Source organism: Lentzea sp. NBRC 102530 (assembly GCF_030269365.1).
Classification (GTDB): domain Bacteria; phylum Actinomycetota; class Actinomycetes; order Mycobacteriales; family Pseudonocardiaceae; genus Lentzea.
The window spans coordinates 46,686-61,809 of sequence record NZ_BSTF01000015.1 but is presented as its reverse complement, the minus strand read 5'-3'; the positions used below and the strand labels follow the sequence as shown (position 1 = coordinate 61,809).

14 protein-coding genes are annotated in these 15,124 nt (G+C 68.0%); 9 read left to right on the top strand and 5 right to left on the bottom strand.

From position 1 onward, the window contains the following. The first annotated feature begins 190 nt into the window (after positions 1-190). The gene (locus QSK25_RS33365; RefSeq protein ID WP_285644231.1) at positions 191-4,243 is read left to right on the top strand and encodes a PDDEXK-like endonuclease domain-containing protein; all 4,053 of its coding nucleotides are present in this window, start codon (positions 191-193) and stop codon (positions 4,241-4,243) included. After that, on the top strand, positions 4,243-5,085 hold the full coding sequence (locus QSK25_RS33360; RefSeq protein WP_285644230.1) for a hypothetical protein: 843 nt from the start codon (positions 4,243-4,245) through the stop codon (positions 5,083-5,085). The genes QSK25_RS33365 and QSK25_RS33360 overlap by 1 nt, the downstream gene beginning before the upstream one ends. A 39-nt stretch (positions 5,086-5,124) precedes the next feature. Here QSK25_RS33360 and QSK25_RS33355 read toward each other — a convergent pair whose 3' ends face one another. The 4 genes from QSK25_RS33355 to QSK25_RS33340 are packed head-to-tail and all read right to left on the bottom strand — an operon-like array spanning position 5,125 to position 7,140. Beyond that, a complete protein-coding gene (locus QSK25_RS33355) occupies positions 5,125-5,715 on the bottom strand; it encodes a nitrile hydratase subunit alpha (protein ID WP_285644228.1) in 591 nt (196 codons plus the stop codon). Continuing rightward, positions 5,708-5,974: an SH3-like domain-containing protein gene (locus QSK25_RS33350; protein ID WP_285644226.1), complete on the bottom strand. Its 267-nt coding sequence runs from the start codon at positions 5,972-5,974 to the stop codon at positions 5,708-5,710. The genes QSK25_RS33355 and QSK25_RS33350 overlap by 8 nt, the downstream gene beginning before the upstream one ends. After that, on the bottom strand, positions 5,967-6,218 hold the full coding sequence (locus QSK25_RS33345) for an SH3-like domain-containing protein (protein ID WP_285644225.1): 252 nt from the start codon (positions 6,216-6,218) through the stop codon (positions 5,967-5,969). The genes QSK25_RS33350 and QSK25_RS33345 overlap by 8 nt, the downstream gene beginning before the upstream one ends. A 1-nt stretch (position 6,219) precedes the next feature. Further along, on the bottom strand, positions 6,220-7,140 hold the full coding sequence (locus QSK25_RS33340) for an epimerase (RefSeq protein ID WP_285644224.1): 921 nt from the start codon (positions 7,138-7,140) through the stop codon (positions 6,220-6,222). A gap of 98 nt (positions 7,141-7,238) precedes the next feature. Between QSK25_RS33340 and QSK25_RS33335 the strand changes: the two genes are divergently transcribed. The 7 genes from QSK25_RS33335 to QSK25_RS33305 all read left to right on the top strand — a co-directional run bounded on the left by QSK25_RS33335 (position 7,239) and on the right by QSK25_RS33305 (position 14,632). Continuing rightward, entirely contained in the window at positions 7,239-8,267 is a 1,029-nt protein-coding gene (locus QSK25_RS33335; RefSeq protein ID WP_285644222.1) for a substrate-binding domain-containing protein, read from the top strand. Positions 8,268-8,300: 33 nt separating this feature from the next. After that, positions 8,301-9,599, top strand: coding sequence for an ABC transporter substrate-binding protein (locus QSK25_RS33330; protein WP_285644220.1), 1,299 nt, complete (start codon positions 8,301-8,303; stop codon positions 9,597-9,599). Then, complete coding sequence (locus tag QSK25_RS33325; protein WP_285644219.1) at positions 9,596-10,471, top strand: carbohydrate ABC transporter permease; 876 nt, start codon at positions 9,596-9,598, stop codon at positions 10,469-10,471. Before QSK25_RS33330 ends, QSK25_RS33325 begins: the two co-directional genes overlap by 4 nt. Then, positions 10,471-11,298: a carbohydrate ABC transporter permease gene (locus QSK25_RS33320; RefSeq protein ID WP_285644218.1), complete on the top strand. Its 828-nt coding sequence runs from the start codon at positions 10,471-10,473 to the stop codon at positions 11,296-11,298. Before QSK25_RS33325 ends, QSK25_RS33320 begins: the two co-directional genes overlap by 1 nt. Next, complete coding sequence (locus tag QSK25_RS33315; protein ID WP_285644217.1) at positions 11,295-12,245, top strand: hydroxyacid dehydrogenase; 951 nt, start codon at positions 11,295-11,297, stop codon at positions 12,243-12,245. Before QSK25_RS33320 ends, QSK25_RS33315 begins: the two co-directional genes overlap by 4 nt. Positions 12,246-12,384: 139 nt before the next feature. Further along, positions 12,385-14,097 carry a DUF2264 domain-containing protein gene (locus QSK25_RS33310; protein WP_285644215.1) on the top strand — a complete coding sequence of 571 codons (1,713 nt, stop codon included), beginning with the start codon at positions 12,385-12,387 and terminating at the stop codon, positions 14,095-14,097. A gap of 52 nt (positions 14,098-14,149) precedes the next feature. Further along, positions 14,150-14,632, top strand: a complete 483-nt coding sequence (locus QSK25_RS33305; RefSeq protein ID WP_285644214.1) for a hypothetical protein — start codon at positions 14,150-14,152, stop codon at positions 14,630-14,632. Positions 14,633-14,735: 103 nt separating this feature from the next. On the opposite strand, the gene QSK25_RS33300 is transcribed toward QSK25_RS33305, so the two are convergent. After that, entirely contained in the window at positions 14,736-15,116 is a 381-nt protein-coding gene (locus QSK25_RS33300; protein WP_285644213.1) for a class I SAM-dependent methyltransferase, read from the bottom strand. Positions 15,117-15,124 lie beyond the last annotated feature (8 nt).

The following is a 15,124-nucleotide window of genomic DNA, read 5'->3' as shown; positions in this document are numbered from 1 at the left end:
GCCTTGACTCACTCAGAGTCAAGGCCCTGATGTGTTGTACGTGGAAGTGCTGTCCTTATTTTGTCCACAAACATTTGGACTAAAAGTATTCCGCTCCTCCTGGCTGTTCGGCAGACTGGGCGGCTGGCCAGATGCTCTGGAAGCTCGGCGTTCGCGCTGATTGTTGAGCATGTGAAGGACGGGGATCGCGTTGTCGCACAACGAACGCGCGAGGCTGGAACTCGTACGTGCGAAGGCTGAATCGTGGGCGGATGCCCTGATTGATTTCGGCCCGAGGAATGGGCTGCTGTACCACGTCGACAGCAAGACGTGGGGGCTTGATCTGACCGCTTCCTCCGATGAGGTTCTGGGTCAGCTTCTGGACAAGAAGAAGATCCGGCTCGCCGCGTTGGTGCCTGAGGCGGAAGCGCACGCCATAGCGTGCACGCGGGCGCGCAACCTGCGCCGAAGGATGCTGACCTTCCAGGAGGAACAAGGCGTCGACGTGGGCAGGCTCGCTCACGGATTGTTCTGCCTTCAGCCGACGAAGACGAAGGGAACCGCGCCGGTCAAGGCGTTGCGCGCCCCGCTCGTCCTCCAGCAGGTCGTGATCACACCGCGAACTGCCGCCGAGACCGACTACACCCTCGAACTGCTGGGCGAGCCGGAAGTCAACCCCGTTCTCCTCTACGCCCTGCACCGTCAGCACGGTATCGACATTGACGTGGAACGCGTTCTCGACGAGATCAACGATCTCGTCAACGGAGTCGAGGACGTCGGTAATCGTGCTGCCGCCGTGTTCGAGAAGCTGAACGCACTCGTTGCTGAACACGGTCGTGTCGCTCAGCTCGAGGACAGGACGTTCGCGGGCACGTTCAGCTTCGACAAAATGCCGATGGTCGATGAGCTGAAGAATTCCTCGGAGCTTCTCGCCTCCCATGACGTCATCGCCGCCGCAGCGGGCTGGGAGCCGGCGAAAGACGCACTTCGTCAGGTCGCGGCAACCGGCGCGTTCACCGAACCGGACGCTGTTGTTCCCCGTGAGGAGTTCCTCGTGCTGGATGCGGACTCTTCGCAGCAGCGGGCCATCAACTCGGTGCTTTCCGGCCAGCACGTCGTCATCCAGGGGCCTCCGGGAACCGGCAAGAGCCAGACCATCGCCAACATCATCGCCGGCGCGGCAGCCGTGGGAAAGCGCGTGCTCTTCGTCGCTGAGAAGCGGGCCGCCATCGAAGCGGTGACAGGTCGGCTGGAAAGCATGGATCTCGGCCATCTCGTGTTCGACCTGCACCAGCAACGACTGGACAAGCAGCGGGTGGCTCAACAGGTCGCCGAGTCGTTGGACCGGGCCAGCAAAGAGCTTCCGGCCGCGGACAACGGGTTGCACGACAGGCTGCGTGATCGCCGGAGTCACCTGATCGACCACCGCGCGGCCATGCACCAGAACCTTGCGCCGTGGGAGCAGCACACGTTCGGCCTGTATCAGCGTTTGCTCGAGCTGCCCTCCAACAGCGACAACCCCGTCCGCTTTCACGGAACACAGCTCCGTGACCTGCACGGTGACGTCGTGCGCGGCGTCGAAGACGCGCTGATGGAATTCGTCAACAACGGTGGCCTCGCCTTTCACCGCGGTGAGTCGGCGTGGTCGCACTCGGAGATCCGGAGCGATGACGAAGTTCGTCGCCTCGTGGTCGAGTTGGACGATCTCCACAGGAGGACGTGGCCAGAGGCGCAGAAGCAGATGCAGCGACTCGTAGGTCAGGTCGGTTTCCAGCGCCCTGCCGACCTGCCGGGATGGCAGGCCGTGCTGGGCCTGCTGCGTGAAGTCGAGCGGACGCTGACCCTGTTCCACCCCGAGGTGTTCGGCGCGAGCCTCGACGACTACCGCTTCGCGACCGGTGACCGGCGGTTCCGCGCCCAGCAGCCACGTGCGATCGGCTGGTTCCAGCGCCGGAAACTGCGCAAGGAAGCTGCGTTCGTCCGCAAGGCTGGACGGTGCGACAGGAAGACGCTTCATGACGAGCTCTGTGCTGCGGCGGTGCAGCGTGACAGGTGGCGAACCCACGCGATAGGAGGTGGTCAACCTCAGGAAGTGCTGGGGTTGAGCAAGATCGTCGAGGAGATCGCGAGCGCTCGTGACCAACTGGCGGCGGTGGCGATGGGCGCTCAGCTGCAGGAGGCGGAGACCTGGACAGAGGAAGAGGTGACGACGGCGGTCAGGCAGCTCGTTGTTGAGAGAGAACAGCTCTTCGGCGTTCCCCGGCTGAACGAACTCCGTGATCACCTGGTCGGTCTCGGGCTCACGCGGTTCCTCGTCGAGCTCGCGGGCCGAGACTGCGATGCGCTGCAGGCGCGTGACGCGTTCCGCTTCTCCTGGTACAGCTCGCTTCTCGACGAGCACCGCATTCAGATCCAGCACCTCGGCAGGTTCTCCGGTCGTCAGCACGCGCAGGTCGTCGGAGAGTTTCGCGAGCTCGATGTCCAGCACTTCGTGCTCAACGCGCAACGGGTGCGCCGTAACGTGGCAGAAGGGCTCAGAGCCGCACGTGACGCGCACCCCGAACAAAACGACGTCGTCCGTGCTGAAGCGAAGCGCAAGCGCGGCCACATGCCGATGCGGAAGCTCGTCGCCAAGGCTCCAGACGTATTGCTGGCTGCCCGCCCGTGCTGGGCGATGTCGCCCATCGTCGTCAGCAGGCTGCTGCCGGCCGAGCGCCTGTTCGACATCGTCGTGTTCGACGAAGCGAGTCAGGTCGAGCCGCACGACGCCATGACGTCGATCATGCGCGGTGAACAGCTCGTAGTGGCCGGCGACGAACGGCAGCTTCCTCCGAGCACGTTCTTCCGCAGCGCGATGAGCGGAGCCGAATCCGAGGACGACGAGGAAGACGCCGATGTCGCACAGCTCGGTGACTACGAGTCGATTCTGGCCTGCCTGAGCACCTTCGTGCCGAACAGCTGGATGCTCGAGTGGCACTACCGCAGTCTTGACGAGCGGTTGATCACCTTCTCCAACAAGGCTTTCTACGGAGGCAAGCTCGTCACCTTCCCAGGCTGCCAGTCGGTGAGTCCCATGTCGTTGCGTCAGGTCGGAGGCCAGGTCGCGCCGGGCAGGAACGGCGCCAACGCCGAGGAGATCGCCGCGGTCGTGGAGATGGTGCTCGACCACGTGCGGGCACATCCGGAGGACACGCTGGGCGTGATCACGATGGGGGTCGGGCACGCGAACCACATCGAGGCGGCCTTGCGCAAAGCGGGCGCCGACCACGAGGAACTCTCCGAGTTCACCGGCCGGATGCAGGGCACAGGTCGACGACTCTTCGTGAAGAGCATCGAGAGCGTGCAGGGCGACGAGCGCGATGTGATCATCTTCAGCCTGGGGGCCGCAAAGGGCGCCAACGGCAAGCTTTCCCGGAGCTCGTTCGGAGCGTTGAACCACCAAGGCGGCGAGCGTCGCCTCAACGTCGCTGTGACCAGGTCCAGAAAACGGATGCAGGTCGTGGCGTCCTTCTCACCACACGACATCGCGCCGGGCGGTACCTATCAGGGTTCGGAACTCCTCCGGCAGTTCATGGAATTGGCGGACAACGGTGGTGACGTCAACCTCGTTGGTGAACAAAGCGCAGGTGACCTGAACGGGTTCGAGCGCAGCGTGTACGACGCGCTGGTGCGGGCGGGCGTGCCGGTCGTGCCGCAGTGGGGTGTCACCGGCTACCGGATCGACTTCGCGCTCGGGCACCGAGATCAGCCAGGCCGGATGGTGCTCGCCGTCGAGGCGGACGGCGACACCTATCACCGCCTGGCCAGTGCGCGAGATCGAGACAGGTTGCGACAGGAACACCTGGAGCGCCTCGGGTGGCGGTTTCACCGGTTGTGGGCGAGCGACTGGTTCCGAGACTCGGACGCGCAGCTGGAAGCGATCGTGGCGAGCTGGGAGAAGGCGATGATCGACGCCGACCGCGTCGCAGTGGTCGGTGCCTCATCGGCGCCCCGTCCCACCGTTGTGGTCGAGAAACCTCGACGCGGTCCGCGCCCTGTCTTCCTGCCACCACCCAAGCGACCGCAGATCGTTCACTACACCGGAGCGGAACTCGTCCAGTTGTGCTGCTGGTTGCTCACGGATCGACTGCAGGTTGATCGCGACACCCGCATCGAACAGGCGGTCGCGGAGCTGGGTTTCGGACGCAAGACCAGCAAGATGGAGCAACTCCTCGGTGAGGCGTTGACCCGTGCGCAGCAGCTGATGGACGGGCAGGGGGCCTGATGTTTCCACTCGACGAGAAGACGATTGAGCGAGTCGCCAGGATCGCGGTTGATCAAGGCGGCCCCTACGAACGAACGGGTAGGGAGCTGGAGGCACTGCTTCGCTCGTCCGGCTGGAAGAACGCGCCTGAGTACGATCACTCGGCGCGGGTGGGCTGGATGATCGAATCTCTTTCAGAGCGTGACTCCGACGATGTGGAGCGTCTCCTGCGCCGGCTCAGCGATCCCATCGAGTACGAGGACGGGCTGTCTACAGCAGACGCCATTCGCCTTGAGCTGAACCGAGTTCTTGAGCCGGAACAACTGGAGATCCGGTACGTGGCCGGTCGCCCTGTGATGGCGGAGGTGGGGCAGGCAGGTCCGAGCAAGGTGGTGTTGCACCTCGACGAAGTCGAACAACGGGTGCGGCGGTGGATCTCGGACGAACAGCTCGTGACGCTGCTCGTGGACCGAGTCCGGCAAAGCCAGGAGGCGGATGCCGTCGGCTCCCACCTGCTGGCGTTGTTCGGGATTGGGAGCTTCGTGGAAGGTCTTCTCTACGGAGTTCTCATCGAACGTCATCCGGAGTGCGCGACCGACGGATTCATCGGCAGGGATGGCCGAAAGATCGCTGCCAAACGCGCCGGACTCGACCTGCTGATCACGGTCGCACATGACTGCGGGCTGATTCAGTTGGACGCCAAGAGCTTCATGGATCAGGTAAGGGACTTCCGCAACTACATCCATCCCCGTCGTCAGCTCGAGACAGGATTCACGCCGGACGAGGACACCGTCTTGATGAGCTGGCCGCCGGTGCAGGCCTTGTTGAACGATCTCGACGCGGCGATGCCTGCGGAAGACTGAGATGAGGGGCCGCTCCACTCGGGGCGGCCCCTTCTCCGCTCAGACGGCAGCGGTGCCGATCAGCCCGTTGCGCGTGACCAGTGCCGCGAGTTCGGCTTCGGTCAGCTCGTCCGTGCCGTCCGGGCGGCGCGGCAGCACCATGTACCGCGACTCGGCGTTCGCGTCCCACACCCGGATCTGGGTGTCTTGCGGCAGGTCGAAGCCGAACTGCTCCAGCACCTCGCGCGGCCGGCTGACCACCGCGGACCGGTACGCGGTGCTCTTGTACCAGGTCGGCGACGGTCCGAGCAGCGAGAGCGGGTAGCAGCTGCACAGCGTGCACACGATGACGTTGTGCACGTCCTCGGTGTTCTCCACGACGTGCAGGACCTGCGGTTGCAGGCCGCCGCCCATCGACAGGCCCAGTTCGGGCAGGGCGTCGTTGGCGCCCGCCAGCAGGCGTTCCCGGAAACCCTCGTCGACCCAGGCGCGGGCGACGACCCGGAAGCCGTTGGCGGGGGAGGCCTTCGCGGCGAACGCCTCCAGCACCTGGTCGAGTTCGCGCGGGTCGATCAGGCCCTTGGCCTCCAGCAGTGCTTCCAGGTCGCGGACCTGGGCGGCGATCGGGGAGTCGTCGTGGTCGTCACTCATGGCTGAGGTAGTCCTCCCAGAGGGACAGCGTCACGCTGTGGTCGCCGTGGCCGAAGAGTTCGCGCGCGCAGAACCGCACGAGGTAGACCTGCTGGCGCTGCTGGATCCCCTGCGCGCTCAGGTCCGCGAGCGGGTGGACGCCGTCGTGGCCCACGACCGTGCCCACGTGGCCGCGGGCGTAGTGCGGCAGGCGGGTGTGGTGGTCCGGGTCCACTGTGGACGTCCGCACGCGGTCGCCGGTGCGGTAGCGCTCAGACAACGCCCTTCTCCTTCAGGAGCGTCCGGATCGCGCGGAACCAGTTCTCGTAGTACGAGGACTCGTGCGACATCGTGCGTTCGACGGCGTCGCGGAACTCGTCGAGGTTGTAGATCCGCCGGCCGATCAGCGCGCGGTTCATCGCCATGACGTGCGCCTCCCAGTCGTGGTGGAACGGCGGCTCGTCCAGTTCCTCCACCACCGGGCCGAAGCCGTCGAGCCCGCCGACGTCGTTGGTCCTCGGCATCTCACCTCCTGCGCTCCACCAGATTCTGCGCCGCCGACGGCCAGTGCGGGAAGTGGAAGTCGAAGCCGGCCTCGACCAGCCTGCCCGGGGTGACCCGGCGGCTCTTGAGCAGCAGTTCGGTGTCGCTGCGCAGCGCGAAGGCGCCCAGCGACGCCATCAGGCGCGTCGCGGGCAGGCCGACCGGCACCTTCCAGGCCCGGCGGAGTTCGCGCATGAAGTCCCGCTGCGGCAACGGGTGGGGTGCCGCGAGGTTCACGGCGCCCTCGACCGGTTCCCTGATCAGCAACGCGACGGCGCGCACGAAGTCGTCGTCGTGGATCCACGACACGTACTGCCGCCCGCCCGCGAGCGGTCCGCCGAGGCCGAGCCGCGCGAGCCACGACAGGTAGTCGAAGACGCCGCCCCGGTCGGGGCTCATCACCATCGCCGACCGCAACGCGACCTTGCGCGTGCCGGGCGTGGCGGCCTCGAAGAGTTCGGCCTCCCAGCGCTTGGCGATCTCGACGCTGTACGTCCAGTAGCCCGGCACGTCCGGTTCGCGGCCGCCGAGGACGCCGGTCGCCTCGTCGTTGGGCGCGTCGAAGCGGTGCGCGTAGATCGTCGCCGTGCTCATCTGGAGCCACACGCCGGGCGGGTTGTCGGCCTTCGCGATGGCCTCGCCGACGACGCGGGCCGAGTCGACCCGCGAGCGCATCATCTGCCGCAGGTTCTCGGCGTTGTAGCGGCAGCTCACGCTGCGCCCGGCCAGGTTGATCACCACGTCGGCGCCGTCGAGTTCCGCTGCCCACGGGCCGAGCGTGTGACCGTCCCAGCGCACGCCCGCGCTGCGGCTGATGATCACCACCTCGTGGCCCGCCGACCTGAATGCGCGCGTCAGCACGCCGCCCACCTGGCCCGTTCCGCCTGGAATCACGATCTTCATCTGCGTTCGTCCCCCTCGCGGGTGACGCTAGTCGCGGGTCGCTGAGAGCCCTTTCAGTTATGCTCGCGCAAAACGCTCAAACGAACAGGCGGTCGGTCATGCGGGAGTCCAGCGAGGCGCGACGGCAGCGGATCCTGGCCGTCACGGCGTCGCGGGGCACGGTCAAGGTGAGCGATCTGGCCGAGGAACTCGACGTCTCGATCGTCACGATCCGCCGCGACGTCGAGGAGCTGGCGAGGCTCGGCAAGCTGCGCCGCGGCCACGGCATCGCGCGCTCGCTCACCCCGGTCGCGCAGCCGGCGCCCGTGCAGGCGACGAACGGGTCCATCGCGCTCGTCGTGCCGGAACGCCACACGTACCTCTACGAGACGATGAACGGCGCACGGCGCAGGCTCGAAGAGGCGGGCATGCGCGTTGTCCTGCACATCGCGCCGCAGGTCAGGGGTGCCGAACGACCCATCGTCGAGAAGGCGCTGACCGAACCGGTGCAAGGCATGCTGATGGCGCCGCGCTGGCGGACGTTCGAGGAGGAGGCCGAGGACGACTGGCTCGCGGACACCGGCGTGCCGACCGTCCTGATGGAACGCCGCCCGAGCGGACACCTCAGAGCGATGAACTCCGTGTGCTCGGACCACTGGTACGGCATGTATCTCGCCGTGAAGCACCTGACGGACCTGGGGCATCGTCGGATCGTGCTGGCCGCACGCGACGACAGTCCGACAGCGCGCGTGTTGCGCCGGGCGTTCAACGAGATCTCCGCGGGCCTGGAGGACGCCGTCACGGTCAGCAGCGCGCCGGACGGCGGGCTGGTCGACGTGCTGCGCCGGCGGCGGGCCACGGCGGCCGTGCTGCACGGCGACGAGGACGCGTTGATGCTGGTCCAGCAGCTGACGCACGCGGGGATCGACGTGCCCCGGAGGTGCTCGGTCGTCTCGTACGACGACGTGGTCGCGTCCCTGGGCAGCATCCCGCTCACCGCCGTCGCGCCGCCCAAGACCGAGGTCGGCCGGGTGGCCGCCGAGCTGCTGCTCAGGAAGCTGAACGGCGAGGTCACCGCCCCTGAACGGATCGAGCTGCTGCCGTCGTTGAAGATCCGCTCATCGTCTGAGCGTTTGACCGTTTCTTGACGACAAACCGATCGTACGATCAGGATGCGATCCATGCGCCTGAGTCGTCGCACCCTCCTCGCGGCAGGTCTCACGGCACCGTTGGCGGCCTGCTCCACTCCGCAACGCCGCGGTGCCGGAGGCCCGGTAGAGATCACGTTCTGGTCGGCCCTGCGCGGTAGCCAGCAGGTCGTCGACGCGTTCAACTCCTCGCAGAACCGCATCCGGGTGGTCTTCCAGCAGATCCCCTCCGGTGGGCAGGGCGGGTACGCCAAGCTCAGCAACGCGGCTCGCGCGGGCAACGCACCGGATGTGGCCACGATCGAGTACCCGCAGGTCCCGGGGTACGCGATCGACGGCGTGGCCCGCGACATCACCGACCTCGTGACCGACCGCGTGAAGCAGAAGCTCCTGCCCCAGGCGCTGAAGCTCACGACGTTCGACAACCGCGTGTTCAGCGTCCCCCTCGACATCGAGCCGATGGTCCTGCACTACCGGGCCGACCTGTTCCAGGCAGGCGGCTTCGAGATCCCGACGACCTGGGACGAGTTCGCCTCGCTGGCGCGGACGGTCCGCTCCCACAACGCCGCGCAGCGGCTCGCGATCTTCCCGACCGACGGCGGCATGCAGTTCGCCTGCTACGCCTGGCAGGCGGGCGCGCAGTGGTTCGACACGGCCGGCGGCAAGTGGCGCGTGTCCCTGGCCGACGAGCCGACGCAGAAGGTCGCGGCCTACTGGCAGCGGCTGATCGACGAGGACCTGGTCTTCCGCAACGCCGCCGACAGCAAGCAGCACGACGCCCAGCTCGGCCAGGACCGGGTGATCACCCGGCTGAGCGGCGCGTGGGACGCGGGCGCGCAGATGCGGGCCCGTCCGGCGCAGAAGGGCAAGTGGAGGATCGCGCCCATGCCGATCTGGGACGAGCAGGTCGTCGGCACGCACGGCGGGTCGACGTTCGCCGTCACGAAGGACTCCCGGCAGCCCGAGGCCGCGATGGAGTTCATCGAGTGGCAGTGCACGCACCCGGACGCGCTGACGGCCCGGTTGAAGAGCGGCACCAGCAGCCAGTTCCCGGTCGCGCCCGGGCTCGTCGAGGCGGGCGCGAAGGCGTTCCCCGGCGAGTACTACGGCGGCCAGGACATCTACCGGCTCTTCGCGCAGGAGACGGAGAAGATCCGCGACGGCTGGGTGTGGGGGCCGCGGATGACCGCCACGCAGAAGGTCATGCAGGACGGGTTCGCGCGCGCCGGCGCCGGTTCCGGCACGGTGATCGACGCCGTGCGCGAGGCCCAGTCCGGCACCATGCCGGACCTGCGCGCACTCGGTCTGTCCACTGAGGAGGGTGCGAGGTGAGGGGCAAGCTCGCCTGCGCCGTCCTGATGGCGCCGTTCTTCCTGCTGCTGGTCACGGTCTTCCTCGTGCCGACCGGCACCGCGATCTGGCTCAGCTTCTTCGCCGCCGACCAGCCCGGTCTCGGGTTCGGGCCGGAGAGCACGGTGTTCGTCGGCCTGCGCAGCTACGGCGCGGTGCTGAGCGACCCGACGTTCCTGAACGGCCTCGGCACCGTAGTCCTGTACTGCCTGCTCTACATCCCGTTGATGGTCGTCGGCGCTCTGGCGCTGGCGTTGCTGCTCGACTCCGGCGTCGCGAAGCTGCGCAGCTGGGCGCAGATGAGCCTGTACCTGCCGCACGCCGTTCCCGGCATCATCGCGGCGTTGATCTGGCTCTACCTGTACACACCGGGGCTCAGCCCGATCGTCGACCTGTTCGCCCAGGCCGACATCCAGATCAACTTCCTCGGCCTCCACACCGTCCTGCCGTCGATCGTGAACATCGCGCTGTGGAGCAACCTCGGCTACAACATGGTGATCTTCTACGCGGCGTTGCAGGCCGTGCCGCGCGAGGTGCTGGAAGCGTCCGTCGTGGACGGTGCCGGTCCGGTCAAGCAGGCGTTGCGGATCAAGACTCCCCTGGTGCGCGGTGCCATCGTGACCGTCGGCATCTTCACGCTGATCTGGGCGTTGCAGTTGTTCACCGAACCCGTGCTGCTCAGCCAGTCCACGCCGATGATCAGCGCCCGGTTCTCGCCGAGCATGTACATCTACGACGCCGCGTTCACCCGCAACAACTACGGCCTCGCCGCGGCCGCGTCCGTGATCCTGCTGGCCTTCACGGTCGCGCTGTCCTACGGCGTCACCCGCTGGACGAACAGGAAGGCCGTCTGATGACCCTCCTCGGCCGGACCACGGTGAACGTGGTCGTCGGCGTCGCCGTCCTCTACACCCTGCTGCCGGTGACGTGGCTCGTGCTCGCCGCCACCAAGGACGTCGACGCGTTGTTCAACAGCGAGCTGTTCGGCGACTTCTCGTTCGTGGAGAACGTGAAGAACCTCTTCGCGATGGACAAGGGCCTGTACTCGCGCTGGTACCTCAACAGCCTGCTGTACGCGGTGGTCGGCGCGGCGGTGAGCGCGTTCATCTCGATCGCCGCCGGCTACGCGTTCGACAAGTACGCCTTCCGGCACAAGGAGAAGCTGTTCGGTCTGGTGCTGGCCGCCGTCATGGTGCCGCAGACCGTGCTGGCCCTGCCGCTCTACCTGATGGCGTCCGGGGCGGGCCTGGTGAACACGTTCTGGGCGGTGTTCATCCCGGCGCTGTTCAACCCGTTCGGCGTCTACCTGGGCCGTGTGTTCTCCCAGGGGTACGTGCCCGGCGAGGTGCTGGAGGCCGCGCGCATCGACGGCGCGGGTGACCTCGCCACGTACTTCAGGGTCGCGCTGCGGATGCTCGGCCCCGGCGTGGTGACCCTGTTCCTGTTCCAGCTCACCACGATCTGGAACAACTTCTTCCTGCCGATGGTGATGCTGTCCGACCAGAAGCTCTACCCGGTCAGCCTAGGTCTTTACCAGTGGAACAGCTCGGCCACTGTCTCTCCCGAGTACTACCCGGTGGTGATCATGGGATCTCTCTTCGCGGTGCTGCCGCTGATCCTCGCTTTCATGTTGCTGCAACGGTTCTGGAAGGCCGGTATGACCGCGGGAGCCGTCAAGTGAGGGTCGCGGGCGTGATGTCGCCGGAGGCTTCCGCCGCCGTCCTCACGCCCGTTCTCACCGATCTGTCGTCCGCCTGCGAGTTCTTGGGCGTGCACAGCGATTTCGCCTCCGTCCCGGACGTGGACCTGCTCGTCACGGGCTGGGGTTGCCCGCCGATCACCGCCGAGGTGCTGTCGAGGTTGCCCCGTCTGCGGGCGATCGTGCACACGGCGGGCTCGGTGCGCGGCTTCGTCACCGACGCCTGCTGGGACCGGGGCATCGTGGTGTCGTCGGCCGCCCAGGCCAACGCCCTGCCGGTGGCGGAGTACACGGTCGCGATGATCCTGCTGACCGGCAAACGCGTGCTGGAACGCGCCCGCGCGTACCGCGAGACCAAGCGGATGGCGGTCTACGAGGTGCCACCGACCGTCGGCAACTTCGGCGCGGTGGTGGGCATCGTGTCGGCGTCGATGATCGGCCGCCGGGTGATCGAGCTGCTGGCGCCCTACGATTTCGAGGTGCTGGTGCACGACCCGTTCGTGACCGGAGTGGACGGTGCCGAGTCCGTGAGCCTCAGCGAGTTGTTCTCGCGCAGCGACGTGGTCAGCGTGCACACGCCGCTGCTGCCCGAGACGGTCGGGCTGGTCAACGGCTCGTTGCTGAAGCTGATGCGGGACGACGCGGTGCTGATCAACACGGCCCGCGGCGCGGTGGTGGACCAGGACGCGCTGGTGGCGGAGGCCGGGCGGATCCGGGCCGTGCTGGACGTGACCGATCCGGAGGTGCTGCCGGCCGACCACCCGTTGTGGCACAACGACGCCGTGCTGATCACGCCGCACCTGGCGGGGTCGCAGGGCAACGAGTGGGGGCGGCTCGGGCGGCACGCCGTGCAGGAGGTCCGGCGGTGGGTGGCGGGGGCGGAGTTCGCGACGCCCGTGCCGGCGGACCGCAGGGAACGGATCGCGTGACGTCGTCGGCGGGTGGTGGGGACGGGTCGCGTGGCGCAGCCGACTGGGCGGTGCCGGCGGACCGCAGGGAGCGGATCGCATGACGGAAAGGCGTCGCGTGGCGTCGCAGGAAGCAAGCGGAGCGAAAGGTAGGCGTGGCGTGCAGCTGCCAGAACCCGACCACACCCTCAGCCCCCTCACCGGTCTCACCCGCGACTACTGGGTGGCCGCCGCCGACGGCCTGCTCGCCGCCGCCTGGCGGCACGCGTCCCCCGACCAGGCGTTCCTGGACCTTCCGGGCCGTCCCTCGCGCAGCGGCGTCCGTTCCGACGGCCTGGAGGGCTACGCCCGCACGTTCCTCGCCGCCGCTTTCCGCACCGCGCACGGCGACGACCCCGGCGACCTCCTCGACCGCTACGCCGCCGGCCTCACCGCGGGCACGGCGGGGCGGTGGCCCGCGATCTTCGACGTCGGCCAGCCCATGGTCGAGTCGGCGTCCGTCGCGCTGGGCCTGCGCCTCACCAGGCCGTGGCTGTGGGACAAGCTGCCCGAACCCGTCCAGGACCGCGCCGAGGCGTGGCTGCGCGGGGCGCTCCGGCACGTTCCGGCGGCCAACAACTGGTACTTCTTCCCGTACACCGTGGCGTCGTTCCTGGAACACGCCGGGCGCGGCGACGACGAGACCCGCCGGGCGAAGCAGCGCGCGATGGAGTTGCTGGAGGGCTGGTACCGCGGCGACGGCTGGTACTCCGACGGCGACGGCCGCGCGTTCGACCACTACAACGGCTGGGCCCTGCACCTCTACCCGGCGCTCGACGCCCACCTCGACGGCCGTCCGATCACCACCCACCTGCGTGATCATCTGGAGAGCTTCTCCCTGCTGTTCGGGACGGACGGGGCACCGCTCTACTTCGGACGGTCGCTCACCTACCGCTTTGCCGCCGCGTCGGCCGTGGCGCTGGGGGCGGTCACCGGTGAGACGCCGCTGAGCCCCGGGCACTCGCGGCACCTGATCAGCAACTCGCTGCGGTACTTCCTCGACCGCGGGGCGCTGACCGACGGCCTGCTCAGCCTCGGGTGGCACGGCCCGCACGAAGCCAGCCTCCAGCCCTACTCCGGGCCGGCGTCGCCGTACTGGGCTTCGAAGGCGTTCGTGTGCCTGCTCGCAGGTCCTGATCATCCACTGTGGACCTCGGTGGAGGAGGCGGTCGAGGAGGACCGCACGCTCGCGTTGCCGGGGCCGGGGTTCCTGATCCAGCGCCACGGCGGGGTGACCAGGCTGCACAACCACGGCAGCGATCACGTCCGGCCGTTCGAGGGTGAGTACGCGACGGACGACGACCCGCTCTACAGCCGGTTCGCCTACTCGACCTCGACCGGGCCGACCGCGCAGCACAACGTCGCCGACAACCACCTCACCTTGGTCGTCAACGGTGTCCGGAGCGTCCGGCGCCGGATTCACCCGCTGGGTGCACGGGACAACTGGGCCGCGTCCTGGCACCGGCCGGTGTTCGACGCTCATCAGCCGATGGTGCCCGGGTTGCGGGTGGAGAGTGTCACGGCTGTGTGGGACGACCAGGAGTTGCGTGTGCACCGGGTGGTGGGGGCGCCTCCCGGGACCGAGGCCGAGCTCACCGGGTGGGCCACCGACCTGCCGTCCTCGCTGGTCGGCGTGCGGGGGTGGACGGGGGTGGCGTCGCACCCGGCGCCTCAGGGCACTGCCTTCGTCTCCGGCGTCGAGGTTCCCGCTTTGACCGCCTCTGTTGAAGGAACGGTGGTGCTCGCGGCGGTTGCCGTGCTGGGTGGGCCGGTGCGGGAGGCGGACTGGGAGGCGCGGGTCGAGGAGGTGCTCGGACAGGTCGGGTGGGGGTGAGGCCGGGTGACGCGGTGGGGTAACGCGGCGGCGGCAGGCCCGATGAAGGGATGTGCGCATCACCCTTCTCGCCGCTGCCGCGGTCCTGCTCGCCGGTTGCACCTCCGAGCCCGAGGCCGCCCCCACCCAGGCGCCCGCTGTTCAGACGACCGTGGAGCAGCCGGCCGGTACTGGGCCCACGTGCGCCAACGCCAACTCGTCGGTGGTGGGGAAGGCGTTGAACCTGCGGTTGCAGGGGCAGCGGGAGACCGTGGAGAAGGCCGTGACCACGTGCAACTACGTGGGGGCCGGGATGCCGGTGGAGGTGCGGTTCACCACCGGTGCGACAGCGGCCTCGTTCGCTGAGGGGCGGCCGGAGAAGGCCAAGGTTGTTGAAGGGTTGTTCGACGAGGCTTATGAGGCGTCGGCCGGGGGAGCGGAGACCGTTCAGCACACGGTGGTCGCGCGGAAGGGGAAGACGCAGATCGCGGTTGTGTCGCCTGCCGGGGTGGAGCCGTCGAAGAAGCTGATCACGGAGCTGTTCAGCCGGGTCTAGCCGGGGCGTCGGGTTCCTGTTCCAGCGGGGTCGGTGCGTGCGCCTGGCTCAGGCGGTGGCTGGGCTGCGTTGGCGACTGCGGGTGCGTGCGTGCCGGTGTCGTCTAGACCGGCACGTCGAAGAACGACTGCACGTGGGCGCCGGGGGCCAGCCAGGGTGCGAGCAGGGCGTGGGCTCGGGCCGGGTCGCGGTGGAACAGGCCCACCCGCACGGCGAACACCACGTCGAAGTGGCGGTCGCCCAGGTTTGCGTCCTCCAGCGACGCGATGAGGAACTCCGCCTTGCCCGAGGCCACGTAGACGGCGTTGCGGCGGGTTGCGGCCTCGATCATCTTCACGGAGCGGTCGATCGCGGTGTAGGTGCCCGTGGTGAGGAGTTGGCAGACCATGGTGGCTGCCACTCCCTGGCCGCAGCCGATCTCCAGCACGCGTGAGTCCGGCTGGATCGCGAGTTGGCCGACCACATCCCGCAGACGCTCGCTCATGGTCCACA

Excerpts from the sequence above, each read along its gene's own strand:
- QSK25_RS33340 (WP_285644224.1), bottom strand. The coding sequence starts at position 7,140 with ATGAAGATCGTGATTCCAGGCGGAACGGGCCAGGTGGGCGGCGTGCTG.
- QSK25_RS33300 (WP_285644213.1), bottom strand. The coding sequence starts at position 15,116 with ATGAGCGAGCGTCTGCGGGATGTGGTCGGCCAACTCGCGATCCAGCCG.
- QSK25_RS33345 (WP_285644225.1), bottom strand. The coding sequence starts at position 6,218 with ATGCCGAGGACCAACGACGTCGGCGGGCTCGACGGCTTCGGCCCGGTG.
- QSK25_RS33355 (WP_285644228.1), bottom strand. The coding sequence starts at position 5,715 with ATGAGTGACGACCACGACGACTCCCCGATCGCCGCCCAGGTCCGCGAC.
- QSK25_RS33335 (WP_285644222.1), top strand. The coding sequence starts at position 7,239 with ATGCGGGAGTCCAGCGAGGCGCGACGGCAGCGGATCCTGGCCGTCACG.
- QSK25_RS33360 (WP_285644230.1), top strand. The coding sequence starts at position 4,243 with ATGTTTCCACTCGACGAGAAGACGATTGAGCGAGTCGCCAGGATCGCG.
- QSK25_RS33330 (WP_285644220.1), top strand. The coding sequence starts at position 8,301 with ATGCGCCTGAGTCGTCGCACCCTCCTCGCGGCAGGTCTCACGGCACCG.
- QSK25_RS33320 (WP_285644218.1), top strand. The coding sequence starts at position 10,471 with ATGACCCTCCTCGGCCGGACCACGGTGAACGTGGTCGTCGGCGTCGCC.